Below are 24,767 nucleotides of genomic sequence, written 5' to 3'. Positions count from 1 at the left end.
CGTGGTGACCTCCGACCGGGTCGCCGGCAGGACTGGCTATTCGAGTCCCAGCTTCGCTACAACCGGCGAGGTGGACGATTCTCGCTATTACGACGACTAAGGTTCTTGGGGCGGCCGACCGAAGGGCTGGCCGCCCCCTCGTTCGAAGTCAAAGATGCAGCAGGGGCCTTAGACCTGATGACGACGTTGATGTCCTGGATTTCGTATTCGGATACCGGTGAAGCGCCGCACCTGCCGCGAGCCGTCCATTTGGTGTCGGACAGCAAGATTACATGGGGTTCTGCCGATAAGCGCTGGGAAGCCGGACGCAAAATATTCGCCACGAGAACCGAACCCCATCTTTTTGGATTCTGCGGAGATGTCGTGCTCCCCGCATTGATCCTGGGACAGATCGTAAGCGCGATCGACGCCGAGATACTGTTCGAGCCGATCGCAACCGCGCAGGAGCGACAGGCGCTGATCTTCGAGACCGTGAAGCGCGCCATTGCGAGCGCAGTCAACACCCCGACGCTGGATTTCACGATCCATCATCTGTTCCGGGACCAGCCCTGGCCAAACACGTCGTTCCGCGCGTGGAACATGCAGTTCGACGCCACCGCTCGCACGACGCAAGCTCACGAGGTGCCGATACCCACCAGCACCGACATCATCGGTTCATTTGGTTCGGGGAAGTCGGCGGCAAAGGCTCACCGTGATCGATGGGAGCAATCGGATGCTGCGGGACTAAGCAGAGCGCTCCTCGCCTCGTTCTGCGATGCGATCAGATCTGGAGATGACCCTCTTTCCGGAGGCCCCCCGCAGCTCGCCGCCCTGTACACGCGCGATACGCCGCGCCAGATCGGAATGGTGTTCGACCAAGGCCGCTACTTCAACGGACTCGCCGTTGAGATGACGCAGACGCTTGAAAGAATTGAATGGCGCAATGAGCTCGGCGAGGTCGCTGATCCGGCGACGAGAAAAGCTTCACAAGGTGCCCGTCGGTTCGGGCGCCCGAACGCCCTTGCAACCGAATGACCGGCCTGTTCTGGAGCCCAAATGACGTTCGATGAAACGATAGAGGCCTTCCGCCGCGGCGATTTTGAGATCGATATGCCGCGCATCGAGATGGTCGCGGGCGATCGCCGAATGCAGGGGCCAGGAAGCCTTCGTCAGAATGCGAGAGGCGACATCGAACTCAAATGTCATGTCGCCTTCAGCGAGCTTCAGCCCATGATCGATATGATCAACCGATCGATGAGTTCGGAAGCCGGCGCCCTCGTGCCAGAAGACAATTACCATCTCGCCACGGCAACCGATCCCGCCAGCGCTGCTTGGGATCTCGGCCGGATCTTGACCTATCACTCGATCTCGCTGCCGACGGCCTCAGGGACGATCCGGGCGGTTCCCAAAACGCTGCGCAGGCAAGAGTCCACGCGGAATACAGCGTCGATCCTGGCGCTATACTTTTTCGAACAGGACAAGCGCGACTGGGAAGGTCTGATCGGCGGGCCACACGCGATCAAGATCAATGATACTGATCTGCACGTCACATTTGAGGATCTTACGGGCGAGCAGATAAAGGTCGTAGCGAAGTACGATTTGCCGTTCCCACCAGGGTTCGAACGGCGTTTGATCGAGGCGATGCAGTTTGTGGTTGGTCAGTCGCTCAACCCGGCTATCGTCGATGAGGTCGTGTCGTCGTGCCGAACGCTTTCGCTCAGCGGGGCCCGGCCAGACATCCGTCGCGTACCAGCCTACCCGCCGCTGGCAACGAACACCTGCCTGCACAGCAAGCAACTGGGCGAACTATTGCAGAGTTACCTGCAATATCTGGCAGATGCTCCCGACGAAGACATCCGGAGCGCGCCGTCGAGCTTTCTCTCGCTGGTACGTCGCTCGAGCGAGAGCTCGATCGACGGGTGGCTCATCGGGATTTGCGTCGCCGTGGAGGGCCTGACCGGCCTAATAGAATTGGCACCGTCAGCGTTGGCAACCGAATTGGAAGACTTTAAGAAGGCCACGACGGTTTGGATGGACGACAAGGGCATATCTGCAGGCAATCGGCAACGTATCGTGGGTCTAATCGGTCAGCTGAGCGCTATCCGACCGAGAGATCGCATGATGAGCCTAGTGCCAGGTGGTTGGCTCATCGAGGATGACATCAAGACGTGGACAAAGGCACGAAACTCAGCCGTGCATACCCGAAAATCAAGCGCGGCAGACGTCGAACGGGACAGCTTTCAGAAGCGCGTCGACCAGCTTCATCGTATCTACAGATTGCTCCACACCATCATCTTCCACGTTATCGGCTATACCGGGCAATATACAGACTACGGCGAACGTGGGTTTCCCGACCGCGTGTACCCCTAGCGTGGTGAGCGTCGCCCTAGGCTATTGGCGTCTCGCAACCCATACAATAACAGGAGCTGATTGACTGTATCGACTAAACTGTGGATGCCTTCAGACACCATGGCCGACGAGCCAGTATATGCCGCGCCCGACAATTTCGCGACCGCTATGCCCGCGTTAGCAGCGAGGGCAGTATAGAGGGTGAGCTTGGGAGCGTGCGCGCTCATGGCAGCACAGCGGTTATGTCAGGTCTTTTCTGTTCCTACGATTATCGTGTTCACCGTTGCTCCTTAGAGTGGGGTTTCGCCGAGATCGGCTGTAGTCCCATGCTCCTACGCGGCAAGCCAGATGCAAAGGGGTTCGACAATTCGACAAGCTGAGCTGGACAACTTTCGGCAACTATTGGCAGGAAACCTGCCTTTCCAGATTATCCTGCGAACGGCAGCAATGTCCCAAGCTCGGACTTTCGCCGTGCCTGCCGGCATTTCGAAAAACGGCAGCTTCCGGGATCAACGATCTGGTCGGCGAACAGCTATAATGGTCGCACAGCCGCCCCGTCCGGCCCCGCATTGCCACGCGTCACACCGGTGTTGAATCAGCAGAGTCCGGCCTTTCCGAGGCCAGAAAACGACGATGACATTGCCTCCCCAGACTTCCCGCGACCAACGATCCGAACGAACACCGCAACCAGACCGGGCGTTGCGGATGGTCAACGCCAGCCGCCGAGCTGCCGAGATCGGGCATATAGGCAAACGCGCGGAGGCAGCCTTAAATATTGGTGCTGGTCGGGATCAGGCTAGGCTGGAGGAAGGGATAGGGGAACATGCGGCCGGCGTTGCGCGCCACGATCTGCTCCTCGACCTGCGCCAGCACTGCCTGAAAGCGCCGCAGGGGCCCCTCCGATCCGGTCACCGCCGGATCCTGGAACCATTGCGGATAGGGAAACGACCGGCAACGATAGTCGCCCAGCGGCCGGTAATGGAGCGAGCCGAGCAGATAGAGCGTATTGAGCTGTTCCAGCGCCAGCGAAACCGGCGGCATCGCCGCGAGCCAGCCGGCCTTGTCGTTCCCCGCCTGTGCGTTGGGAGAAGCAAGCCAGCCAGCGCCGGTCACCGCGGGCGCGAAGTCCATGATCGTGCGCTGCGGGAAGTTGACCGCCGCATGTTGCGCGCTCGCGGTGAAGATCACCATCGTACAGACATCGACGAGCGCATGGCGCGTGGCGATTGCCGGGAAGCCGGATATCTGCCCCTCGCCTGCGATCGATGCCGCCCACGCGGCGAGTTCGGTATCGCCGGTCACCGCCGCGTCGTCGGCATAATAGAGCGCGACATAGCCGTCCGCCCATTCGCGGATCGCCTGCCAGACGAGCAGCGCGTCGTCGCGATAGGCGTAATCGGGCAGCATCGTCTTGTCCGCGACCTTGCGCGCGGCCAGATCGACCGGCAGCATCGACCGCGAAAAATCGAAGGCCAGGCGATCGTCCGCCGCGGCGAGCTGGCTGGAGGTGATCGTGCCGCCGAAGATGTGGTCGATCGGCCCGTTGGCGGCAATGAGCGAGGTGGCGGCAGCGTTGTTGATGAACAACGTGCCTTCGAAATGCGGCAGCAACAGTGCCCAGATCGGATGCATCGCGGCAAGATGGCGTTGCGTCGCGACGGCGACCGCCTCGATCACGAGGTGCGTGCGCGCGAGGTGCGCGAACAATTCGTGGTAATTGCCGTCGGCGACCTGCACGACCTGCTTGGCCATTTCCCAGCCCCATTGCATGTCGGCACGCGGCGTGGGCAGGAATATGGGATTTTCCAGCGGATCCTGACCGCATTGGATCGCCACCGGCACCAGTGAGCTCCCGCCGGGCGGCACCGCAAACAGCGCCAGCGGCCGATAGACGAATTTCGCCTTGCCTTCCCAGATTCCGGGCTGGAGCACCTCGAGCTCGCGATAGTCGCAGATGTAGATCCGCCCCTGGGCGAGCGCTGCGTCCAGCGTGTCGCCATTGACGACCGACGCATATTGCGCCGCGCCTAATGGAAAGTTCGCCGGCAGGGCGGAAATGCCTGCGATCATCCCGGCATTGGGTCCTGCCGTGCGCAACCGTGCGAAAACCGTGTCGTCGATGAATTGCCAGGCGATGCCGGGTAGCGCGATGGTAGCGAACAGGTCGCGATAGCTTTCGAGCGAGCGCGGGGCGCGCGACCCGATCGCCAACCGCTCGGCATCGCTCAATTCGATCATCGCACGCAGGCTGGCGACATGATCCCTGAGCGTGGCGAACAGGGCCTCTTCCTCAACCGCCTCGATCAGCAGATGGATCTCTCCGGCGATCGAGCCGCCGCCCTGGGCCAGCTTGGCCTTGATCGCCGCCACCGAACTCTCGATCTTCGCGCATTCCACCAGCATCGCCGCAATCTCGATCTCAGGGATCAGGATCTCGCCGCGGCCAATCGCCGCCAGCTTCACTGCGATCTCGTTGCGCGCGATGTCCAGGCCGATGCCGATCAGCAATATCCACCATTCGAGCGTGGGCGTCTCGTTCGACGGCAACGCCGCAACCAGCGGGACGCCAGGCAGCGTCGGCACCTCCGTGGTCCATTGATAGGTCTTGCACGTCGCCTGGAGCTGCGCGGCGCGTGCAGCCTGTTGCGTCGGCGTGTCGTTCTGCGGAAGACTGGGATCAAGGGGGGCACGCTGCATCGATTGGCTCCTGTCGGGCATTGCCGTCGCAGGGCTTGCTAGTCCGGGATGGTTAACAAGATTTTTAGCGCAGGGGCTTAGTACCGATCTGGCGATAATTCTTCCTCATGTTAACCAAAGAGTGAGATCACGCCGATACGCCCTTGGCCTATGATGAATTTGGTCCAGCAGCTCCGCATTCGACTGTTTCCGCCACTGCCGGAAGCGATCCGCGACGAATTCGTGCTGATGACGGCCGCGCAACTCCAAGTGCAATCCAGGATGCTGTTCCTGGCATTGTTCCTGACGGTGCCCACAGCCGCTTATGCTTATTCGGCTGGCGCCCCATGGTTCGTTCGCTTCGGGTTGCCGGCGATCATGGGCGGTGCCTGCTTCGCCGGGTTTCTCTCTTTGAGCCGCGACCTTAAAATCTCGACGAGCGTGCGCCGCGCGCGCAAGCTGATCCGGCAATCGACCTGGTCGTCGAGCGCGCTGGCATTGGTGTGCAGTTCGTGGTGCGTGGTGAGCTGGCTCGGCGCGCCTGCCGATACCAAGATCTATTATCCGCTGATTCTGTCGATGGGCGCATTGTCGACCGCCTACTGCCTTTCCAGTGTCCGCAGCGCGGCTCTGCTCAATCTCGCGATCGACATGCTGCCGATCTCTGCACTGTTGCTCGCATCGGGCAACCGGCTCGATCTTGCCGCCGGCGTAAGCATGGCCGTCGCGACCTTCTTCCTGTTGCGCATGATTGTGCTGCGTCACCGGGATCTCGTCAGCCTGCTCGAACTCAAGCGGCAGATGCGCGTACAGGCCAGCACGGACCCCTTGACCGGTCTGCTCAATCGACGCGCATTCGACCTGCAGGTCGAGGCAGAGCACGCAACGGCCGAGAAGAGCGGACGGGTCTTTTCAATCGCTCTGATCGACCTGAATGGCTTCAAGCCGATCAACGACAGCTATGGTCACGCGACCGGCGACCAGTTGCTCTGCGAAGTGGCCCGGCGCCTGCTCGATGCATGCGGGCAAGAAGGCCAAGTGGCGCGGATGGGTGGTGACGAGTTCGCCGTGCTGGTTCCGGCACGATCGGCGATCAAGCGTGAAGTGATTGCCGATCGGTTGCTCGGCGCATTGGCCCGTCCCTGCGACATAGGCGGGCATCGCATCCCGATCAGCGCCGGTATGGGCGTGGCGCATTGGCCCAAGGACGCAAGCGCAATTTCGGGCCTGTTCGAAGCAGCCGACCATGCGCTCTACGCTGCCAAGGGAATCCAGATAGTACCTAACGCGAACGCCACTTGCTCCAACGGTCGGGTACAGCCGATCAGGGTCGCATAAGAACAGCTATGCCAGGCCGATCACCATCAGCGCACTCGAAAGCCACGACACCTTGCCGCCGAGCAGCCGCTTGCGAACCAGTTGAACGAAAGGCAGATTTCGGAGTCGCTGCCGATCTCCTAAACGGCTGAGATCAGGGCGCATAGCCGCCCCATCCAGCCCGCATTGCCATGCGCTACGCCGGTAGAAGCGACCACCCCACAGCGCGATCCCGGGCGCACGCCGGCGTCAGATCCCCTGCGCCTACCTTGACTCACCCACGCCCGCTGTCACGCTTGCCGGGCTATCCGGGGGACAGAATCATGAGCGCGAACACGGCCGATATCAGCGTCGCCAACGACTTTGACGGCGACGCGATCGTCACCTTGTTCCACACCAACGATCATTTCGGCGCCCAGCGCGCGCAATGGCGGATCGCACCCGGCGAAGCCAAGGGATCGCTGGCCGCGATGTTTCGGCCCGGCCTGTTCGCCGACGATCGCTGGACGGTGATGGTGCTGGTGACAAATGGCAGCCAGGCCGGGCTGTATGTCAATGCCGGCGGCGCGGCGGGCGGCAAGGGGATCGAGTCCCGGCTGGAGACGGAGGACACCGAAGTCACATTCCGCGTAGGCCCCCACCGGCTCGACCTGCTGCGCGGCGCCAGCGACGCGATGACCCGGCTGACCCCGGCCGCGCCCAAGCCGGTCAGTCACGTCTTCGTGCTGATGCTCGAGAATCGTTCGTTCGACCATGTCTTCGCCTTTTCGGGCATTCCCGGGCTCCACGTCGCGACGACCGCCGATTTCAACATGGCCGGCGATACGAAATACTCGGTCACCAAGGGTGCACCGCTGCGCATGAGCACCGATCCGGGGCATGAATTCTGCGACGTGCTCGAACAGGTCACCGGCCAGCCCTCGGACCAGCCGGGCGAACCCCCCGCGCCGGCGAAACACCCCAAGGCGCCCCCGCTCGAAACCTGTCAGGTTCCGACCTATCCGCCGATGACCAACAGTGGCTTCGCGCAATGCTATGCGACCGGGTTCAGCGAATATCCCTATCAGCGGCCCGATCCGGCGCGGGTCGGCGACATCATGGCGTGTTTCGACACTCCACAGCAATTGCCGGTCACCTATGCCATCGCCACCCAGTCGTCGGTGTGCGATCATTGGCACGCATCGCTGCCCGGCCCGACCTGGCCCAATCGCTTCTTCGTCCATGGCGCGTCATCATCGGGGCTCGACGATAGTCCGATCCATCACGGCAATGCGGTGTGGGAATTCTGGAAGGGATTCCGGTACAAGAATGGATCAATCTACGACCGGCTCGCCGAGCATGCGATCCCGTATCGTTTCTATCATGACAGCGATCTGTTCGGGTATAGTCTGTACAGCGATGACCCGCAGCTCGGTTCGCCGCTCGGCTGCATCCCGCAGGCCGGATCGCTGCACGGCGTGTCGATCCTCGATTTCCACGGGCTCGACCGGTTCGCCGCCGACCTGCAGCAGCCTTACCCCTATCCCTATACCTTCATCGAACCCAATTATGGCGACTTCAACACCTATGCCGGCGGGTCGTCGCAGCATCCGATGGATGACGTTTATGGCGGCGAACGGCTGCTTGCCGCGGTGGTCGAGGCAATCCAGCAGTCGCCCTGGTGGCAGTCGAGCGTGCTGATCGTCTGCTATGACGAACATGGTGGCTTCTATGATTCAGTGCTTGCGCCGGACGCCGTCCCGCCGGGCGACCATCCCGATTACGGGCTCAACCAGCATCAGTTCGATTTCTCGAAGCTCGGCGTGCGCGTGCCGGCGATGATCGTGTCGCCGCTGGCCGATGCCGGGGTCGATCACACGACCTATGACCATGCCTCGGTATGCAAGTTCGTCGAGGAACTATGGGGCCTCGATCCGCTGACCGACCGCGACCGCCACGCCAGGTCGCCGCTATCCGGCCTGCGCGACACCCCGCGTGATCTGCACATCGATCTGCCTCACCCGATGCCGCCGGCGAGCCGGCCGGCCGTCGATCGCGCCGACCGGCCGCTGCCGCGGTCGGGCAATGTGGTCGGATCGCTGTCGGTCGTGCGCAAGATCGAGGCCGAACTCGCCGCGCGCTTTCCGGCCGCGATGGCACAGGCCGCGACGGCAAAGCCGCCATCGCTCGAGACGTTCGCTGATGCCGAAGCGCATACGACGCAGGTGATGGCGAAAGTTCAGCTGGCAAAGCAATTGGCCGCGACATAGCGCCGGTTTCGCCACATGGAGCCGGCGAAGATCGGCGATCCGATGGCAGTTTCCGAGCCAACTCGGCTCATGAATTGTGCGCACGTCATAGCGGAGCGGCTATCCGCCCAAAAACCAAACGGTGTCGCCCGACTGAGTTGATCACCGCTCCGATATGTCGCGATTATGACGGATCCTGGCCGGAATCGCACAAACGAGTTTTGGCGGTGCACCCATTGTTACCGTTGTAACCGGGGATATCCCCTATGAACGTGCCGCCACCGCTGCCGCCGCCGCCGCCGCCACCATCACCGCCGACAGGGCCGCCACCGCCGGTTTGTTGATAGTAATAATTCACAGCTGCGGCATAGCATTGGTCGTAATCCCCATACCCCAGATAGTCCCACCGGCCGTTACCGCATTGTTGCGATGCGTATGTGTCGACATCCGGATAGGATTGCGCGAGAGCCGGTGTGGGTATCGAATACAGCGACACCATAGCCAGCATCGCAAAAATGGACTTCCGCCTCATCTGTGGCCTCCAACTCATTGGTTTCCTCCGTCTCGCAGAGGAGGCCGTGGCTATCGCCAAATTGACAATCACTCCAACGCACATTGATCCAAATTGGGGAGAGATAGGACCGGATGTCTCTGTCTAAGCCGCCATCATTCCGCCGCGTGCAGCAATGCCTCCGCCTGGCGGCCAAGCAACGGCAGCACTTCCTCACCGATCCGGTACGCTTCCTCGAGATGCGGCGTGCCGGCGAGAATGAAGGCATCCGTACCACGCGCGATCAGTTCATCGAGCTTCGCTGCACATTGTTCATAGCTGCCGACAATGCCGAGCGCCGGGCCGCCGCGCAGTAGGTTGAAGCCGCCCCATAGATTGGGCGCGATGATCAGTTCGTCATAGCGCCGCGCCTCGCTCGGTTTCAGCGCCTGCTGGCGCGCCGCGCCGACCGAATCCGTCGGGCCGCCCCGCCCCTGCGCGCGGCGTTCCTCGGTGAGATTCTCGAAACCCGCGCGAATATCGCGCCAGGCTTCCTCCTCGGTTGCGCGCGCGACGAGATCGACGCGCACCGCGCATTTCTGTTCGCGGCCCAGTGCAGCGGTGCGTTCCTTCACGCGCGCGAACTTGTCGGTCAGCTGGTCGAACGGTTCGAGCCAGGACAGGTAATAATCGGCATGCTTCGAAGCCGACTGGAGCGCGGCGTCGGACGAGCCGGAGAACCAGATCTCGGGGATTTCCTCGGCCGCCAGCAGCGGCGACAGGCCACCATCCGCAACCTGATAGAAGCGGCCGTCATAGGAGAAGCCCCCGCCCCTCCACACGCCCTTGAACACATCGAGGAACTCGGTGGTGCGACCATAGCGATCGTCATGGCTGAAGCCGTCGCCCCACCAGAGCTGCGCCGGCCCGCCACCGCCGGTGATGATGTTGAACACGGTGCGCCCGCCGGTCGCGCGTTGCAGGCTCGCCGCCATGCGCGCGGCGTGCACCGGATTGAGGAAGCCGGGCTGGAACGCGATCATGAAGCGGAAGCTGCTGGTCTCGCGCGCCAGCAGCGGCGAGATCACCCAGGGATCATCGGTATTGGGAAAGGACGGGATCAGCCCGCCGATAAAACCGGAGCTCTCCGCTGCCTTCGCGATCTCGGCGAGATGGTCGATATAGCGAAAGCCGTCATCCTCACCGTAGCGATCGAGGCCCGGCGCGACATTGTGCGCGCCAAGCGGCGACCAGTCGCCGCGGTCATAGGCGCCGTGGCGGATGCTGCCATGGCAGCCATGGGTCGGCAGTCGCCAGTAGAAATCGATCGTCATGGGAACCTCTCAGGCGGCGGCGCGCGCGATTTCGGTCAGCGCGCGGAAGCGGGGAAGGACATGCTGGCCAATGCGATAGGCTTCCTCGAGCGAAGACGGCGCGCCCAGCACGATGTGATTGAGGCCAAGCCGGCAAGCTCGCCCAGTCGCGCGGCGACCGAGTCATAATCACCGATGATCGCCGGTGCCGCGACGCCGGCGCGCGCCGCATCCTGCCGCGCCTCATCGTCCGTCTCGCGCGCCAGAACCTGCTGGATCACACCATAGTCGACCGAGCGGCCCTGCGCCGACGCCAGCGCGTCGAGTTGCTCGATCCGGCCGCGCAACACCGCTGCCGGCGCAGCGCCGAACAGATGCACATCGGCAGCACGTGCCGACAGCGCCAGCGTCGCCTCATCCTCCCCCTGAAGGAACACGCGCGGGAACGCCACGCGATTGAGTGGTGCTTCGAAGCCCCCGCCCTGCACCTCGAAATGCGCGCCGGCGAAGGAGAAAGGCCGGGTGCCGTGCACGCCGCGCGCCACGGTCAGGAATTCTTCGGTTCGTTCGACGAGCTGGCCGTCCGGCACATGATCGCCATCGCTGGCACGCGTGGCCGCATCGGCCGGCCGCGCGATCGCCCAGCCGAGCCGCCCATGGGTCAGTCGCTGGAAGCTCACGGCCTGTTTCGCGGCATAGACCGCCGATCCGACCGATGCGGGAAATTCCGGGATCAGCGCGAGCCGTGGCACTTCGCGCGCGATCGCCGCCGCCACGGTCTGGCTGTCGTCGGAATCCGGGCGATAGGGAAAGAAGACACCGTCGAACGCGGTCTGCGCCGCAGCCTGGGCGATCTGCGCATAATAATCGTAGCGGTTGATCGCCCGCGTCCGCACATCGCGGAAGACGGTCGGCGTTCGCGGCCGCGCGCCGATTTCGGACCGCGTCGCGGCGTCCGTGACGTCGACCTGCCAATAGCTGTAGATGGTCATGCGGCACTCCTTTCACCGGCAAAGGCGGGCAGCCCGAGCCGCCCGGCGAACACCGTCTGATCGATCGGCCGCCGCCCGTTCGGGCTTTCGGCGGCGTGGAAATCGGCATGAAGCGTGTCGATGCCGGCCTGGCGGCCGATCGCGACCATCGCCTCGATCGTATAATCCTCCGGAACCTCGAGCCGCTCGCGCGCGGCGATGCGGTCGAACCCGCCAATGCCATGCGTATGCCAGCCAAGCAGCAGTGCCTGATGCGCGAAGTTGGTCCAGGCGGCGCCCGCGTCGAAGCTGCGCGAGCCATTCTCCACCACGACGCCCTGCCGTTCGACCCAAAGCGCGGAGAGGATCACGATCAGAGCCGATGCCTGCCCGGCCCAGAGTCGATTGCGCGGCGCGAGCAGATCGACAAATTCCTGCCAATGCGCATCGCCGTGCCGCGCGACCAGGAACCGCCATGGCTGGACATTGGACGCGGAGGGCGCCCAGCGCGCAGCCTCGAACGCGCTGAGCAATACTTCGTCAGGCACCGGCTCCGCGGTGAAGCTGCGCGGTGACCAGCGATCGACGAACAAAGGTGCGACAGGGTGATCTGGCTGGCGCGACATCAGCGTTCCTCCCGGCCGGGCAAGCGCACCAGATTGGCAGGGGCGCTCGGCGATGCGGTCAGTTCGGCGAGGATTTCATCCTTCAGCCGGTGGAGCAGCGGCGCGGCGCGGTCGCGCGGATGCGGCAGGTCGACATCGACGATGCGGCGAATGCGCCCGGGGTTGGGCGCCATCACCACGACGCGGTCGCCGAGATACAGTGCCTCCTCCACATCATGCGTGACCATCAGCATGGTCGAGCGTTGAGTCATCCAGATGCGCTGCAGCTCATTCTGCACATGCACCCGGGTCAATGCGTCGAGCGCGCCGAGCGGTTCGTCGAGCAGCAGCAATTTGGGCTCGGTCACCAGCGCGCGAGCGATCGCCGCGCGCTGCGCCATGCCGCCCGAAAGCTGGTGCGGATAGGCGGTTTCGAAGCCCTTCAGATTCACCAGTGCGATATGATCGGCGACGATCTGCGCCCGCCGCGCCTTTGGCGTATCGGTGTTGAGCAGCGCGAGTTCGATATTCTGTTCCAGCGTCATCCAGGGAAACAGCCGGTGGTCCTGGAATACGATGCCGCGATCGAGGCTGGTGGTGGCGACGCGTTCGCCATCAAGGCGGATCTCGCCATGATATTCATCGTCCAGCCCGACGATCAGCCGCAGCAAGGTCGATTTGCCGCAGCCGGACGCACCGACAATGCTGACGAACTCGCCGGGCTTCACCGTGAGGTTAATGCCTTCGAGCACTGGCATCGGCGCACCACCGATGGTGAAGCTCTTGTGCAGGTCGCTGATCGACAGCGCACCGTGCGCGGCAGTGGCGTTGTGCGGCGAGAATTGCGGCCGGGCTTCCGGGATCATGCCGGTCTCCTGATCAAAGGGATATCGCCTGCCAGCGCAGCAGATATCGGCGCAGGCGAAGGAACAGATGGTTGATGACGAAGCCGAGGATCGCGGTGGCGATGATCGCGACAAGGATCACGTCGAGCCGCTGCTGAGTCTGGGCGAGCTGCATGGTCACGCCGAGTCCGCCGCCGGTGCCGAGCAATATCTCGGTCGCGATCGAGGTGATCCAGGCAAAGGCGAGCCCTTGCGTCACGCCGGTGAGGATCAGCGGCATGGCGGCGGGCAGCAGGATCAGGCGAAAACGCTGCAACGCGGTAAAGCCATAGACCCGCCCGACATCGAGATAGCGCCCCTCGACATGCGCCACGCCTTCATAGCTGTTGAGCATGGTCGGGAAGAAAGCGGAGAGGCTGACCACGATCAGTTCCGATCCCTGGCCGGTGCCGAACCACAGGCCGATCAACGGCAGCCAGCCGATCATCGGCACTTGCCGGATCGCATGGAGCAATGGCCCAAGCACTCGGTCGAGCGGCCGCCAGATCGCCATGGCGACGCCGGTGGCGATGCCGAGCGTGCCGCCGATCAGCAGGCCGGTCAGGCTACGCGACAGAGTCGACATCATGTCGGACAGGAGCGAGCCATTCTTGCTTAGTTCGACGAACGCCGCGCCGATCGACCCGAGCGGCGCAAAGGCGAGCGCGCGTACGTCGCCGGAGGTCGCCTGCAATTGCCACCAGATCAGAAACAGTACGGGCGCGACCAGCCCGATCGCGATGCGGCGCCATGGCTGTGAGAGCAACGCACTCATGCCGTTTTCCAGCGCGTCGCGCGGCGTTCGATCGCCTTGGCGCCGCGATCCAGCGCGAAGCCGATCAGCCCGCTCACCACCACGCCCGCCAGCACCACATCGATGCGGAAGAGCTGGCGGCCCATTTCCATCATCTGGCCAATGCCGCTGTCCGCCGCGAGCAGCTCCGCCGCGACCAGCACCACCCAGGCGCGGGTCAGGGCAATGCGCAAGCCAGTGAGCACCGAGGGCACGGTCGCCGGGATCAGGATCCGCCAGATGAGATCGGGCAGCCGCGTGCGATAGACCCGCGCCACGTCGAACCACGCCTTGGGCACGCCGCGCACGCCGTCGAATGTCGCCAGCGCGACCGGGAAGAATGTCGCGAGCGCGACGATCGCGATCTTGAACGGCTCGTCGATGCCGAGAAAGATCACCAGCATCGGCACGAAAGCAATCACCGGCACTTGCCATAGCGCGAGAAAGAACGGCGCCAGCGCCGCTTCGGCAAGCCGTGACAGCGCGATCGTCGCACCGAAGATCAGGCCCGCGATCGCGCCGATCGCAAAGCCGGCGGTCAGCCGAAACATGCTCTCGCCGATATGGCGCTCAAGCTCCCCGCTCGCCGCGAGCGACCAGAGCGCGCGCGCCACCTCGCTCGGCGGCACCAGCACTTGCGCAGGAAAAAGGCCGCTGAGGCAGGCCAGTTGCCACAGCGCGAGCAACGCAACCGGCGCAAGCAGCGAGGCAAGGCGGGAATGCCGGGCCCGGCCATGGGCCGGCAGCGGGACGGGAAGCGCCGCCCCGGCCATCAGGAGCGCGCCGGCGGAACCGGCTCCGGCTTGTCCGCCACTGCATTGGTCGGCGTCCAGAACCCGTCGAGCTTCAGATTGCGCAGCGCCTGGGTCACGAAGCGGTCGTCCAGCAACTTGCCGGCATCCACTTCGCTGCGCACCAGTCCGCGATCAAAGGCATAGGCGGCGACCGAGCGGTAATGGCCCGCGACATCGGCATTGAAGAGCGGCGAGAAACGCTCACGCCACGTGACATTGGACTCGGCATAATCCCTGGCGATGATCGCCTCGGGCATGGTCCCGCGCGCGGCGTCGTGGATCACGGCCGGACGATTCTCCTCCCGCGCCGACCAGGCCGCGGCGCGGACATAGGCGTCCACCACCAGTTGAGTGAGCGCCGGATTGCCGTCGACGAAATCGCCGCGGCCGAACAATTCCGCGCGCATCTTCCAGTCGGCCGGTGCTTCCTTGGTCGACCAGATCACCCGACCCATGCCCTTTTGTTCAAGCAGCAATCCATCGGAAAGCAGGAAGGTCGCATCGACATTGCCCGACGCCAGAGCCGCCGGGGTCGCGGCAGGATTGATGTTGACGATGGTGAAGTCGGTGAGCTTCAGGCCATTGGCATCGAGGAGCTTCGAAAAGGGCAGCTCCCATGGCCGCCCGCGATGCAGCGCGATACGCTTGCCCTTGAGATCGGCGATGCCCCTCGCGGCGAGGCCGTTGCGCACCACCAGATAGCTGTTCTGCCCCTGTCCGATCGGCGCCACCAGCTTCAGCGGCACGCCACCCGAAACCGCGATGATCGCGGGGAAATCGCCATAAGAGGCAAAGTCGATGCGCTTGCCGGAAAAGCCTTCATTGATCAGCGGGCCGCCGACGGCCGTCGGGACCGGGGTAAAGGCCAGCTGCACGCCCTGTCTGGCCAGCTGTTCCTTGAGCCAGCCCTGCTCGATGACGACGCCGGTCAGGCCATTATAGGTCTGCCCGCCCTGATAGGGATAGGCGATGCCGGCGATCGTCACCGTCCGGACCGCGCCACCGGCGCTTGCCGGGCCACGGAACTGGAACAGGATCAGGCCGGCGAGCAGGACCAGCACGACAGCGCCGATCGCCCAGGGGGCCCATGATTTCGGATTTCCGGCCTTTGCGCTCGCCACGTCATGAAGCTCCTTTGCGCCGATACGATGCACTTCGCGTGCCAAGCGTGAGGCGTCAGGGGAGAGACCGAAGCATGTGCTGGTTGGCAGGCTCGCGCTGCGCAATTTCGCGCAGCGCCCCGCCCGCAACTGCGCGAAATGCAGCGGCACCCGGCCCCGCAAGCACACGAAATGGCCGCCGGGCGACTTGGCACATGGTTTGCTGATACCGTATCAAAACCGTGCGTCCGCTCTGGCAGGCAGGACGCACCGAGGCAGGAGACGAGCCGAATGTCCGGACGCGCGACACCGGCGCAACACGACCCCGACTGTATCTGGCTCACCCGATGCCCCGTTCCTGCGGCGTCCGGCGTCGCCTGGGCATTGGGCTGGATGACCGAGGAGTTCGGGCGCGACGGGATCACCACCAAGCGCGTGCGCGAAGCCGGGCTCAACCTTGTCGCGCCCGATCCCGAACGGCAGGCGCAATATCTGTTCCGCGAAGGCGGCAATATCCAGGCGCTCGCCGCCCGCGCACTGGGCGCACCAACGCGCGTGATCGGCCTGACCTGGATCGACGAACGCCAGGCGATCATGGTCCGGCCGGACACGCGAGTGCTGGAGCCGGCGGACCTGAAGGGCCTGCGCTTCGCCCTGCCCGGCTTCGCGCGCACGCGCGGGGAAAGCATTGCCCGCGGCATGGCGCTCCATGGCATCAAGAGCGCGCTGGCGCTGGGCCGGCTCGACCTGGAGGATGTCCGGCTGGTCGATGTTCCCGCCCCGCCGGTGGAGCAGCCTAGCGCGCAGGGCATGCGCCGGCTGTGGCTCGGGCTCGAATGGCTTGCCGCCGGTCGCGTCGATGCGGTCTATGTAAAAGGCGCGGCGGCGGCCGAGACTGCGGCACGGCTCGGGCTGTCGGTGGCGATCGATCTCGATGCCTATCCGAGCCGGCTCGCGCGGGTGAACAACGGCACGCCGCGCCCGATCACCGTGCACGAACATATGATCGAGCACCATTTCGACCTGGTGGTGCGCTTCCTCGAACAGACGCTGCGCGCGGCCGACTGGGCCTCGACCAATCTGGCGGAACTGAAGCACATCCTGGCGCACGAGACGCTGGCCGGGGTCGCCGCGGTGGAGGCGACCTACCGCGGCGATTTCCATCGTTCGCTCCATCCCGACCTCTCGGCCGATCGCGTCGAAATGCTGCGTTCCCAAGCCAACTTCCTGTGGTTGCACGGCTTTCTCGATGCACGCGTGGATGTGGGGCAATGGATCGACACCCGCCCGCTCGACGCTGCGCTGGGTCGCCGCGCCGGGATCCGGCCGGAGTCGGTCGTTAGCTCGGATAGCTGAGCTAGGCCGCGCCATTGAATTCCTACTTAACCGATAGGAGTATTGCTGCTATCCTGCGAATCTGATCGGGAGGAACCAATGGTCGCTATCCCGCACGACGATATCGCAGAGCGGATCGACGTCGGACTCTCGGCAACGAAGCACCCTGGCGGGCGCTCCGTGCTGTCGTTCGATTCCGACAAACATCATGCGGTGGGGGCACGCGCCCGCGCCTTCATCTTCTCCGACCCGCGCTCGCGCGCGCTGGTGCCGCTGATCGAGAAAACCGCACCAAGCGAGGCAAACATCCTGGTGATCGGCGAGACCGGCACCGGCAAGGAACTGGTCGCACGCTATGTCCATTCGCTCAGCCACCGTGCGCAGGGACCGTTCCTCGCCGTCAATTGCGGCGCTTTTTCGGAAACGCTGATCGAGGGCGAGCTGTTCGGCTATGAACGAGGCGCTTACACCGGTGCACATGCCGCCCGCCCCGGCTGGTTCGAGGCCGCGAATGGCGGGACCTTGTTCCTCGACGAACTGGGCGACCTGCCGCTTTCGCTGCAGGTGAAATTGCTGCGCGTGCTGCAGGAGCGCGAAGTGGTGCGACTCGGGTCGCGTACGGCGATCCCGCTCGACGTACGGGTGATCGCCGCGACCAATGTCGACCTGCATCACGCGGTGGCGACCGGCGCGTTCCGCCCGGACCTGTTCTACCGGCTTCAGGTGGTGACATTGCCGCTGCTGCCGCTGCGCGAACGGCGCGCCGACATCCTGCCGCTCGCGCGCCATTTCCTCCAGGTTTATGGCGACAAGATCCAGCCGCGGCGGCTCGATCTCAGCTCCGCCGCCGAGGAAGCGCTTTATCATTATGGCTGGCCGGGCAATATCCGCGAGTTGGAGAATGCGATCTACCGCGCCACTCTGGTCAATCAGGACGGGCTGATCCAGATCGAGGATCTTGGATTGCCGACCGGCCAGGGGATCGCATTCTATCCACCTGTCCTTTCCTTGGATGAAGGTCGGGGCGAGGCCAATGTTGCGCCGAGACTGGAGGGAGGAACGCTGGAGGAGATCGTGCGCCCGCTGGTCGCAAAACTGCTCGACGGCGACCATGAAGCGATGCTCGACCGGCTGGTCAGCGCAGTGGTGACCGAGACTTTCCATTTGTGCGGATCCAATCAGATCAGGACCGCCGCGGCGCTTGGCATCACGCGCAATGTGGTGCGGACTCATCTCAAGAATTTCGGCCTGATCTGACCAAAATCGAACCGGGATCGCTGAAAACTCAGCACGGATTCTGTTGAATATCGCGCACTGCGGGTGGCCGATGCGCGGTTGGTCGCTCTTCCCCCCTCCACGGGTCGTCTGGCACGCCCCTTGCTGATCCTCCGGCACGCAATCGCCGCGAGGAAAGACCAGCATGGCAACGACGCTCGACCGCTCCGCAACGGCAGACACTCTGCCCGCCGAGATCTGGTTCACGCGCTGCCCGGTGCCGACCGCGACCGGCATTGCCTATAAGCTTGGCTGGCTGACCGACGCGTTCGCAGCCGATGGCATTGCGCTGCGCACGCTGCAGGAATCCGGCTCGGAACTCGGCCGGCATCATTACGATCACCGCCTGCCGACTTTGATCCGCGAGGGCGGTAATATGCTGTCGATCGCGGCGCGCGCGCAGGGCGAGCCGACCCGGCTGGTCGGCCTGACCTGGATCGAGGAAAGCCAGCTGATCCTCACCCGCCCCGATACCGGCATCCGGAGTGCGGCCGATCTCAAGGGCCGCCGCCTCGCCCTGCCCGGCTGGAGCCGCAACGACATTCCAGCACATGTCCGCGGCACCAGCATCGCGCGCGGCATGTCGCTGCACGGCTATAAGGGTGTGCTCGCCTCGGTCGGCCTGTCGTTCGACGATGTCGAGTTGGTGGAAGTGGCCGATCGCCTCCGCAACATCGGCGGCAGCGGGCGCGATCTCGGCCCGCGCCGCAGCGGGCTCGGCCGGCTCTGGCCGATCGAGGCGCTGGTCGCAGGCGAGGTCGACGCGATCTACGTCAAAGGCGCGTCCGCGCTCGACGGTGCGCGCGAGGCGGGGCTGGTGGTGGCGGTCGATCTCGACGCCCTGCCCGATCGCCGCTTCCGCGTGAACAATGGCACACCCCGGCCGATCACAGTTCACCAGAGCCTGATCGACGACCATTTCGACCTGCTGGTCCGTTTCCTCGCGGTGACGCTGCGCGCCGCCGACCATGTCGCGGCGGAACCCGACAGGTTGCGCCAGATCCTGGAATTCGAAACCGAAGGCAGCCCGGAAGCAGTCGATCAGGCCTATGCCCGATTGCATGAGGGGCTGCACCCGACGCTCGACGCCGACCGGCTCGAACTGCTCGATCAGCAGAAGAAATTCCTCTTCACCTACGGCTTTCTCGACGCGGATTTCGCGCTCGAGGACTGGGTCGATCGCCGTCCGCTCGACGCGGCGCTGGCGCTCAACGCCGGCCAGAATTCCCCCGCTCTCGCATAAAGGAATCATCCTCATGTCCGAACTGCCCGGTCTTTCGTCCGCCGCCATCGCCTTCATCGTCGAGGCCGAAAAGGAAACCACCCGCGCATTCCGCCTGCTGCGCGAAACGCGCACCATCTCGCCCAGCGGCACCTTGTTCTACGGGGTCCGCATTCCCGGCGAGGACAAGCTCGTCACGCTGAATTATCAGGGCTTCTGGCAGGAAGACCCGGACAAGCCCAAGATCGGCGTGATCGACTTCGACGGCAACAGCTATTGGAGCAATCCTCCCGGCGGCACCGCGCGTTATGTGAAACTGTTCCGCACCCACCCGGAAGTGCAGGCGGTCAGCCACGTCCATACGCCGCATCTCGGCGCCTATTCGCAGGCGCACAGCACGCTCCCCTTGCTCTACGTGCCGAACCGCCGCTTCCGTTTCACCGCCGAGCTGCCGGTCTATATCAACCGCCGCCAGCCCGAGGTCGACTTCATTCTCGATTCGATCGAGAACGACCGGCAGGTTCCCGGCATCATCGAAGCCAATGGTGGTGCGACGATCTGGAGCTGGAAGGGCATTCGCGACCTGACCGACACGATCGTGCTGCTAGAGGAAGGCGCCCAGTTCCAGATCCTCGGCGAAGCACTTGGCGGGTCGAAGCAATTCGGTCCCGGCGTGCTGCAGCAGCAATGGCGGATGAGCAAGCTCGTCCCGGCCGACACCTATGTCGAGGATGACGGCACGATCCGCGACGAGACCCCGGCAGCGCAGGCCGCGGAGTAACGCCGGTGACCAGCAGCAAGCGGCAACTCGCGCTCGGCGTCTTCCTGACGCGCCACGGCCATCATCCCGGAGCCTGGCGTCAGCCGGGCTCCGCGAAAAGCGGCCGGCCCGATTTCAACTATTGGGCGGATCTCGTGCGTACCGCCGAGCGCGGCAAGCTCGACACCGCCTTCTTCGCCGATTTCGCCGGGCAAAGCGGCGACAGCACCAAGGGGATCGAACGGCGCCACGCATTCCTCGATTTCGAGCCGCTGACGCTCACCGCGGCGCTGGCCAGCGTGACCAGCCATATCGGGCTGGTCGCAACGGTGAACACCAATTTCGAACAACCTTATGCGCTCGCCCGCCGTTTCGCCTCGCTCGATCATATCAGTGGCGGCCGCATCGGGTGGAACATCGTCTCCTCGCTCGCCGACGGCGCGGCGAAGAGTTTCGGCATCGACCAGCCGCTCAGCCACGCCGACCGCTATGAGCGGGCGGCCGAGTTCGTCGATGTCGCCCGTGCGCTGTGGGACAGCTGGGAGGATGACGCATTCGAGCATGCCGACCGGGAAAGCGGCATCTATCTCGATTCAAGCCATGTCCATCCGGTCAAACATCAGGGCAAGCATTTCCAGATCAGCACCGTGCTCGACACCGCCCGGCCGATCCAGGGTCACCCGGTCTTCGTCCAGGCAGGCAATTCCGAGGTCGGGCGCGACTTCGCCGCCAAATATGCCGAGATGATCTATGCCGCCGCGCAATTCATCGAGGAAGCGCAGAGCTTCTATGCCGATGTGAAGGGCCGCATGGCGCGCCATGGCCGCGACCCGGACACGCTGAAGGTGATGCCCGGCCTGTCCTTCGCGATCGGCAGCAGCAGGCAGGAAGCGCAGGACAAGTTCGCTGCGCTGGAATCGGCGGTGGATTTCTCCGGCGAGCTCAACCTGATGGGCCAGGATGTAAGCGGCTATCCGCTCGACGGTCCGCTGCCCGACTTACCCGAACCGGAGAATGGCAAGGGCCGCTGGCGTCAGCTGACCGCGCTTGCGCAGCGCGAAAATCTGACCATCCGCCAGCTCTTTCTACGCTTCAATGCGGTGCGCGGCCACCGCGTCGCGATCGGCACGCCGTCCGACATCGCCGATCAGATCCAGGACTGGTTCGAGCGCGATGCAGCCGACGGCTTCAACCTGATCCCGCCCCTGCTGCCCAGCTCATTGACCGAGTTCGTCGATCTGGTGGTGCCGGAGCTGCAACGGCGCGGCCTGTTTCGAACCGAATATGAGAGCACGACCCTGCGCGGACACCTCCATCTGCCACGCCCGCAAATCCGGCAGCAGACAGACGAAACCGCGATCGCAGCGCCTGTCCTCGACGCCGTCGCCTGACGAAGGAAGCATTGCCATGACCAATACGCTCGACACACTCTGGTACACCCGCTGCCCGGTCCCGACCGGCCTTGGCATCGCGCTTCAGCAAGGCTGGCTGGAGGACGCATTCCGTGCCCAAGGCACCAAGGTTGCCTCGTTGCTCGAATCCAACGACTTCGCCACGCGTGAATCGCACTTCAGCCATACGGTGAAGAATTCCGTGCGCCATGGCGGCAACATCCCGGCGATCAGCGCCAAAGCGCGCGGCCGCGATACGCGCGTGATCGGTCTGTCCTGGGCGGACGAGACGCAGCTCATTCTGACCACGCCGGAGTCCGGCATCGAGAGCGTGCGCGACCTGAAGGGCCGCCGCTTCGGCCTGCCCAACTGGAAGAATGTCGAGATCGACTTCACCCGGGCGCAGGCGATCCGCGGCCTGGAGAATGCGCTGAGCCTCGAGGGGCTGAACGTCGCCGATGTCGAGCTGGTCGATCAGGATATCGAGAGCCATTACAGCGACCAGTCGGCCGAGAATGTGAACGGCACGCTCGCCTATCGCGGGCGCACCACCAGCCGTGCGCGGGCGAACAATCTCGAGGTCGTCGCGCTGTTGCGCGGCGAGGTCGACGCCATCTTCCTCAAGGGCGTGCACGGTGCACAGGTCGCCAACCAGTTCGGGCTGACGACGGTGATCGACACCGGCGCGCATCCCGAGCCATTGATCCGTGCCAATAACGGCACGCCGCGGACATTGGCGGTGGACGGCAATCTGCTCGACAATCACTTCGACGCCGCAGTCACCATCGTCGAGCAGGTACTGCGCGCCGAAACCTGGGCGCAGGATCATGCGTCGGATGTGCGCCGCTATCTCGCCCGCGAGACCAATGCGAGCGAATATTGGGTGTCGGTCGCTTATGGTGACAATGCGCAGACCCGCCTCAAGACCGATCTCGCCGAGCAATCGCTCACTGCACTCCAGGACTTCACCGATTTCCTGCATCGCTGGAACTTCATCCCGCGGAGCTTCGATGTCCGCGAATGGGCCGATTTCCGTCCGCTCCAAGCCGCATTGTCGACACGCATCGCGGTATGATTCCCTCCCGCTCGACGCCAGCGGACGCTCGCGGCGGGAGATATGGGACACCGGTCTGTCCCGCATTCCCTGAGTTATCGTCCATGGTCGCGACGGGAGATTGACCGTCTGGCCCGAGCAAAGTACCAATGCCGCTGTTTTAATTAAGTATCTGATACTTAACGACTATCCAGGCTTGTGGCCAGGGAAGCGGCGAAATATATATGCTACATTCCGGTGTAACATATCTCCCGTCGCCAACCCCCAGCCCAGTCGCCAGCGGCGATCGCCTGCTTGCCCGACTACGGCGCTGCCACGATCGCCGCATATTTTTCCTGGGGAAGGTGATGGAAAAGACCGACATAAAGAAGGCTTGGAAAGCGTTCTACAGTGCTCCGGTGGACAAGTTTTCCATCATTGACCTGCCTGGGCTTAGCTATTTGATGATTGATGGCGCAGGCGACCCGAACACCGCGACCTTGTACAAGGAGGCGGTTGAAGCACTCTATACTGCGTCCTATACATTGAAGTTCCTGTGCAAGGACGTTTTGAAACGCGACTATGTCGTCCCCCCATTGGAGGGTCTCTGGTGGGCCGAGGACATGACCGATTTTGTGGCGCGCCGAAAAGAGCGCTGGCTATGGACCATGATGATCCTCGTCCCCGAGTTCGTCGAGCGGCCCTTGGCAGACCGCGCCATTGCAACGGCGTTGCGCAAGAAAGAGCTGCGGGCACTCTCCAAGGTCCGGTTCGACACATTGGAGGAAGGGAAGGTCGTGCAAACCCTGCATCTCGGTTCTTACGATGAAGAAGGACCGATACTCCGGACAATGCATGAGAGCTTCTTGCCCGAAAGCGGATTGATCGCAGTTGGCCGCCATCATGAGATATATCTGAGCGATCCGCGCAAGGTGTCCGCCGACAAGTTGAAGACGATCCTGCGGCAGCCCGTAGCGCTTGCGAGTGACCAGCCCTCAGGCGCGCCACCTTTGAACGGTTGAGCAAATCGACGGAAGGCGGTGAGCCAAGCTGTCGCTCGACCAGCGGGAACGTCAGTCGAGCCCCACCTTGCCCGGCGCCCAATAGGCTTTCGTACGAATACGCGCAGATTGGATGCCAATCTCCTTGAGCGCGCGCCTCATGCGCTGGATCGCAGGCGCGCGCCCGGTCAGGACGAACCCGACTTCGTCGAGTGCGAGATGCCGCAACCGATCTTCCAGCACGGACAAATGACAATCGTCGGCGATACGCTCGACCATGATCGCATGGCCCAGACCCAACGCTCGCAGCACGGGCTCGCACTCCTGAACATCCGATACTTCGAACAGCAGATGCAGCGCACGATCCCGCGCCTGCGAAAGAGCCGCAGCCAGTGCAAATGAGGTCTCGTCACCGAACAGGACGAGCGGTCCGGCTAGGCCGCTGACGTCGAGCGAACGGCGTGGCCCGAAAAACTGGCAAGGATCACCTTGCGAGACAGTTTCCGTCCATTGGCTGCCCGGTCCCTCACCATGCGACCAGGCCAGGAGGCGTGTTCGCCCCGCCCGGTCGTCCCAGCACATCGGCGTATAGGTTCGTGCAGTGCGCAACCCATTGAGCATGATCTGCAGCTTCTGCCCCGGTAACCAAGCAACGCCCTTCAGCGCATCGCCGGCAAGGTCGACCAGGCGAAAATGAGGCGACAGCGCTTCGACCGCGACGACGGTCGATGGCCGCATCAACAACCGGATCAGTGCCCGTTCGATGCGACCCGGCGATGCGACAGAAGTCATGGGCGCTCCTTCGGCGCAGGGCGGCTCAGGATGAACGCAGCGCAACCGGCCATCACCACCGCGACAAGCAGGTCGATGAGAAGCGAGGGACGCGCGGCCCACCAGAATAGTGCATACCCAAGCGCAATACCCGAACAGGCCATGGCCTTTGCGCGCGGCCCGATCGCGCCATCCTCCCGCCAGGCTCTGAGTGTCGGTCCGAACCGTGGATGATCGAGCAACCAGGCTTCGAACCGGGGTGACGACCGGGCAAAACAGCCCGCCGCCAGGATCAGAAAGATCGTCGTGGGCATGAGCGGCAACAACGCCCCAATGAAGCCAAGTGCCACGAACAAAAAACCCAGCGAGAGCCAGATCGCTCGCGACGCATGCCGCAGCGGGCCGCGAGGCGACTCAGGTGACGGCACGAAGCACCGGAAAAAGACGGCGGGATTTCGACTTTCGTGACACGCCTCGCCG

At 63.8% G+C, this 24,767-nt stretch carries 23 protein-coding genes; 11 read left to right on the top strand and 12 right to left on the bottom strand.

Annotated features, from left to right (window positions below):
* The first annotated feature begins 177 nt into the window (after positions 1-177).
* Both H3Z74_RS06570 and H3Z74_RS06565 read left to right on the top strand, forming a co-directional pair.
* Positions 178-1,014, top strand: a complete 837-nt coding sequence (locus H3Z74_RS06570) for a hypothetical protein (RefSeq protein WP_187763135.1) — start codon at positions 178-180, stop codon at positions 1,012-1,014.
* 21 nt (positions 1,015-1,035) lie between these two features.
* Positions 1,036-2,349, top strand: coding sequence for a hypothetical protein (locus H3Z74_RS06565; protein WP_187763134.1), 1,314 nt, complete (start codon positions 1,036-1,038; stop codon positions 2,347-2,349).
* On the opposite strand, the gene H3Z74_RS06560 is transcribed toward H3Z74_RS06565, so the two are convergent.
* Together H3Z74_RS06560 and H3Z74_RS06555 are read right to left on the bottom strand one after the other, a co-directional pair.
* Positions 2,346-2,555, bottom strand: a complete 210-nt coding sequence (locus H3Z74_RS06560) for a cation transporter (RefSeq protein WP_187763133.1) — start codon at positions 2,553-2,555, stop codon at positions 2,346-2,348. The genes H3Z74_RS06565 and H3Z74_RS06560 overlap by 4 nt on opposite strands.
* A 541-nt stretch (positions 2,556-3,096) precedes the next feature.
* On the bottom strand, positions 3,097-5,025 hold the full coding sequence (locus H3Z74_RS06555) for a lipoxygenase family protein (protein ID WP_187763132.1): 1,929 nt from the start codon (positions 5,023-5,025) through the stop codon (positions 3,097-3,099).
* A 153-nt stretch (positions 5,026-5,178) separates the two neighbouring features.
* Between H3Z74_RS06555 and H3Z74_RS06550 the strand changes: the two genes are divergently transcribed.
* Positions 5,179-6,342, top strand: coding sequence for a GGDEF domain-containing protein (locus H3Z74_RS06550; RefSeq protein WP_187763131.1), 1,164 nt, complete (start codon positions 5,179-5,181; stop codon positions 6,340-6,342).
* Between the two features lie 302 nt (positions 6,343-6,644).
* Positions 6,645-8,570: an alkaline phosphatase family protein gene (locus H3Z74_RS06545; RefSeq protein WP_229726931.1), complete on the top strand. Its 1,926-nt coding sequence runs from the start codon at positions 6,645-6,647 to the stop codon at positions 8,568-8,570.
* Positions 8,571-8,733: 163 nt separating this feature from the next.
* On the opposite strand, the gene H3Z74_RS06540 is transcribed toward H3Z74_RS06545, so the two are convergent.
* From H3Z74_RS06540 to H3Z74_RS06505, 8 genes are all read right to left on the bottom strand, one after another.
* Positions 8,734-9,081, bottom strand: coding sequence for a hypothetical protein (locus H3Z74_RS06540; RefSeq protein WP_187763130.1), 348 nt, complete (start codon positions 9,079-9,081; stop codon positions 8,734-8,736).
* A 134-nt stretch (positions 9,082-9,215) separates the two neighbouring features.
* Positions 9,216-10,373 carry an LLM class flavin-dependent oxidoreductase gene (locus tag H3Z74_RS06535; RefSeq protein WP_187763129.1) on the bottom strand — a complete coding sequence of 386 codons (1,158 nt, stop codon included), beginning with the start codon at positions 10,371-10,373 and terminating at the stop codon, positions 9,216-9,218.
* A 35-nt stretch (positions 10,374-10,408) separates the two neighbouring features.
* Positions 10,409-11,344: an LLM class flavin-dependent oxidoreductase gene (locus H3Z74_RS06530; RefSeq protein WP_187763128.1), complete on the bottom strand. Its 936-nt coding sequence runs from the start codon at positions 11,342-11,344 to the stop codon at positions 10,409-10,411.
* Positions 11,341-11,949 carry a nitroreductase family protein gene (locus H3Z74_RS06525; protein ID WP_187763127.1) on the bottom strand — a complete coding sequence of 203 codons (609 nt, stop codon included), beginning with the start codon at positions 11,947-11,949 and terminating at the stop codon, positions 11,341-11,343. The genes H3Z74_RS06530 and H3Z74_RS06525 overlap by 4 nt, the downstream gene beginning before the upstream one ends.
* Positions 11,949-12,794, bottom strand: coding sequence for an ABC transporter ATP-binding protein (locus H3Z74_RS06520; protein WP_187763126.1), 846 nt, complete (start codon positions 12,792-12,794; stop codon positions 11,949-11,951). The genes H3Z74_RS06525 and H3Z74_RS06520 overlap by 1 nt, the downstream gene beginning before the upstream one ends.
* Positions 12,795-12,807: 13 nt before the next feature.
* Positions 12,808-13,587, bottom strand: a complete 780-nt coding sequence (locus H3Z74_RS06515; protein ID WP_229726930.1) for an ABC transporter permease — start codon at positions 13,585-13,587, stop codon at positions 12,808-12,810.
* Complete coding sequence (locus H3Z74_RS06510) at positions 13,584-14,378, bottom strand: ABC transporter permease (RefSeq protein WP_187763125.1); 795 nt, start codon at positions 14,376-14,378, stop codon at positions 13,584-13,586. The genes H3Z74_RS06515 and H3Z74_RS06510 overlap by 4 nt, the downstream gene beginning before the upstream one ends.
* Positions 14,378-15,520: an ABC transporter substrate-binding protein gene (locus H3Z74_RS06505; RefSeq protein WP_187763124.1), complete on the bottom strand. Its 1,143-nt coding sequence runs from the start codon at positions 15,518-15,520 to the stop codon at positions 14,378-14,380. Before H3Z74_RS06505 ends, H3Z74_RS06510 begins: the two co-directional genes overlap by 1 nt.
* A gap of 270 nt (positions 15,521-15,790) precedes the next feature.
* Here H3Z74_RS06505 and H3Z74_RS06500 point away from each other — a divergent pair, with 270 nt between their 5' ends.
* The 7 genes from H3Z74_RS06500 to H3Z74_RS06470 all read left to right on the top strand — a co-directional run bounded on the left by H3Z74_RS06500 (position 15,791) and on the right by H3Z74_RS06470 (position 23,537).
* Positions 15,791-16,855 (top strand): ABC transporter substrate-binding protein, encoded by a 1,065-nt coding sequence (locus H3Z74_RS06500; RefSeq protein WP_187763123.1) that lies wholly within the window; start codon positions 15,791-15,793, stop codon positions 16,853-16,855.
* Positions 16,856-16,933: 78 nt separating this feature from the next.
* Complete coding sequence (locus H3Z74_RS06495) at positions 16,934-18,091, top strand: sigma-54 interaction domain-containing protein (RefSeq protein WP_187763122.1); 1,158 nt, start codon at positions 16,934-16,936, stop codon at positions 18,089-18,091.
* Between the two features lie 163 nt (positions 18,092-18,254).
* Positions 18,255-19,352: an ABC transporter substrate-binding protein gene (locus tag H3Z74_RS06490; protein WP_187763121.1), complete on the top strand. Its 1,098-nt coding sequence runs from the start codon at positions 18,255-18,257 to the stop codon at positions 19,350-19,352.
* Positions 19,353-19,365: 13 nt separating this feature from the next.
* Entirely contained in the window at positions 19,366-20,112 is a 747-nt protein-coding gene (locus H3Z74_RS06485; protein ID WP_187763120.1) for a class II aldolase/adducin family protein, read from the top strand.
* A gap of 5 nt (positions 20,113-20,117) precedes the next feature.
* The gene (locus H3Z74_RS06480; protein WP_187763119.1) at positions 20,118-21,482 is read left to right on the top strand and encodes an LLM class flavin-dependent oxidoreductase; all 1,365 of its coding nucleotides are present in this window, start codon (positions 20,118-20,120) and stop codon (positions 21,480-21,482) included.
* Between the two features lie 16 nt (positions 21,483-21,498).
* Positions 21,499-22,557 (top strand): ABC transporter substrate-binding protein, encoded by a 1,059-nt coding sequence (locus H3Z74_RS06475; RefSeq protein ID WP_187763118.1) that lies wholly within the window; start codon positions 21,499-21,501, stop codon positions 22,555-22,557.
* Positions 22,558-22,883: 326 nt separating this feature from the next.
* Complete coding sequence (locus H3Z74_RS06470; RefSeq protein WP_187763117.1) at positions 22,884-23,537, top strand: GyrI-like domain-containing protein; 654 nt, start codon at positions 22,884-22,886, stop codon at positions 23,535-23,537.
* 51 nt (positions 23,538-23,588) lie between these two features.
* Here the strand turns inward: H3Z74_RS06470 and H3Z74_RS06465 are convergent, their stop codons facing one another.
* The gene (locus H3Z74_RS06465) at positions 23,589-24,308 is read right to left on the bottom strand and encodes a siderophore-interacting protein (RefSeq protein ID WP_187763116.1); all 720 of its coding nucleotides are present in this window, start codon (positions 24,306-24,308) and stop codon (positions 23,589-23,591) included.
* On the bottom strand, positions 24,305-24,637 hold the full coding sequence (locus H3Z74_RS06460; protein WP_412034826.1) for a YbaN family protein: 333 nt from the start codon (positions 24,635-24,637) through the stop codon (positions 24,305-24,307). The genes H3Z74_RS06465 and H3Z74_RS06460 overlap by 4 nt, the downstream gene beginning before the upstream one ends.
* Positions 24,638-24,767: the final 130 nt, after the last annotated feature.

The organism is Sphingomonas alpina (genome assembly GCF_014490665.1).
GTDB lineage: Bacteria > Pseudomonadota > Alphaproteobacteria > Sphingomonadales > Sphingomonadaceae > Sphingomonas > Sphingomonas alpina.
This window is presented reverse-complemented; position numbering and strand designations above follow the sequence as displayed.

Coding starts and splice junctions, on each gene's coding strand:
- H3Z74_RS06570 (WP_187763135.1), top strand. CDS start 178: ATGACGACGTTGATGTCCTGGATTTCGTATTCGGATACCGGTGAAGCG.
- H3Z74_RS06565 (WP_187763134.1), top strand. CDS start 1,036: ATGACGTTCGATGAAACGATAGAGGCCTTCCGCCGCGGCGATTTTGAG.
- H3Z74_RS06560 (WP_187763133.1), bottom strand. CDS start 2,555: ATGAGCGCGCACGCTCCCAAGCTCACCCTCTATACTGCCCTCGCTGCT.
- H3Z74_RS06555 (WP_187763132.1), bottom strand. CDS start 5,025: ATGCAGCGTGCCCCCCTTGATCCCAGTCTTCCGCAGAACGACACGCCG.
- H3Z74_RS06550 (WP_187763131.1), top strand. CDS start 5,179: ATGAATTTGGTCCAGCAGCTCCGCATTCGACTGTTTCCGCCACTGCCG.
- H3Z74_RS06545 (WP_229726931.1), top strand. CDS start 6,645: ATGAGCGCGAACACGGCCGATATCAGCGTCGCCAACGACTTTGACGGC.
- H3Z74_RS06540 (WP_187763130.1), bottom strand. CDS start 9,081: ATGAGGCGGAAGTCCATTTTTGCGATGCTGGCTATGGTGTCGCTGTAT.
- H3Z74_RS06535 (WP_187763129.1), bottom strand. CDS start 10,373: ATGACGATCGATTTCTACTGGCGACTGCCGACCCATGGCTGCCATGGC.
- H3Z74_RS06530 (WP_187763128.1), bottom strand. CDS start 11,344: ATGACCATCTACAGCTATTGGCAGGTCGACGTCACGGACGCCGCGACG.
- H3Z74_RS06525 (WP_187763127.1), bottom strand. CDS start 11,949: ATGTCGCGCCAGCCAGATCACCCTGTCGCACCTTTGTTCGTCGATCGC.
- H3Z74_RS06520 (WP_187763126.1), bottom strand. CDS start 12,794: ATGATCCCGGAAGCCCGGCCGCAATTCTCGCCGCACAACGCCACTGCC.
- H3Z74_RS06515 (WP_229726930.1), bottom strand. CDS start 13,587: ATGAGTGCGTTGCTCTCACAGCCATGGCGCCGCATCGCGATCGGGCTG.
- H3Z74_RS06510 (WP_187763125.1), bottom strand. CDS start 14,378: ATGGCCGGGGCGGCGCTTCCCGTCCCGCTGCCGGCCCATGGCCGGGCC.
- H3Z74_RS06500 (WP_187763123.1), top strand. CDS start 15,791: ATGTCCGGACGCGCGACACCGGCGCAACACGACCCCGACTGTATCTGG.
- H3Z74_RS06495 (WP_187763122.1), top strand. CDS start 16,934: ATGGTCGCTATCCCGCACGACGATATCGCAGAGCGGATCGACGTCGGA.
- H3Z74_RS06490 (WP_187763121.1), top strand. CDS start 18,255: ATGGCAACGACGCTCGACCGCTCCGCAACGGCAGACACTCTGCCCGCC.
- H3Z74_RS06485 (WP_187763120.1), top strand. CDS start 19,366: ATGTCCGAACTGCCCGGTCTTTCGTCCGCCGCCATCGCCTTCATCGTC.
- H3Z74_RS06475 (WP_187763118.1), top strand. CDS start 21,499: ATGACCAATACGCTCGACACACTCTGGTACACCCGCTGCCCGGTCCCG.
- H3Z74_RS06470 (WP_187763117.1), top strand. CDS start 22,884: ATGGAAAAGACCGACATAAAGAAGGCTTGGAAAGCGTTCTACAGTGCT.
- H3Z74_RS06465 (WP_187763116.1), bottom strand. CDS start 24,308: ATGACTTCTGTCGCATCGCCGGGTCGCATCGAACGGGCACTGATCCGG.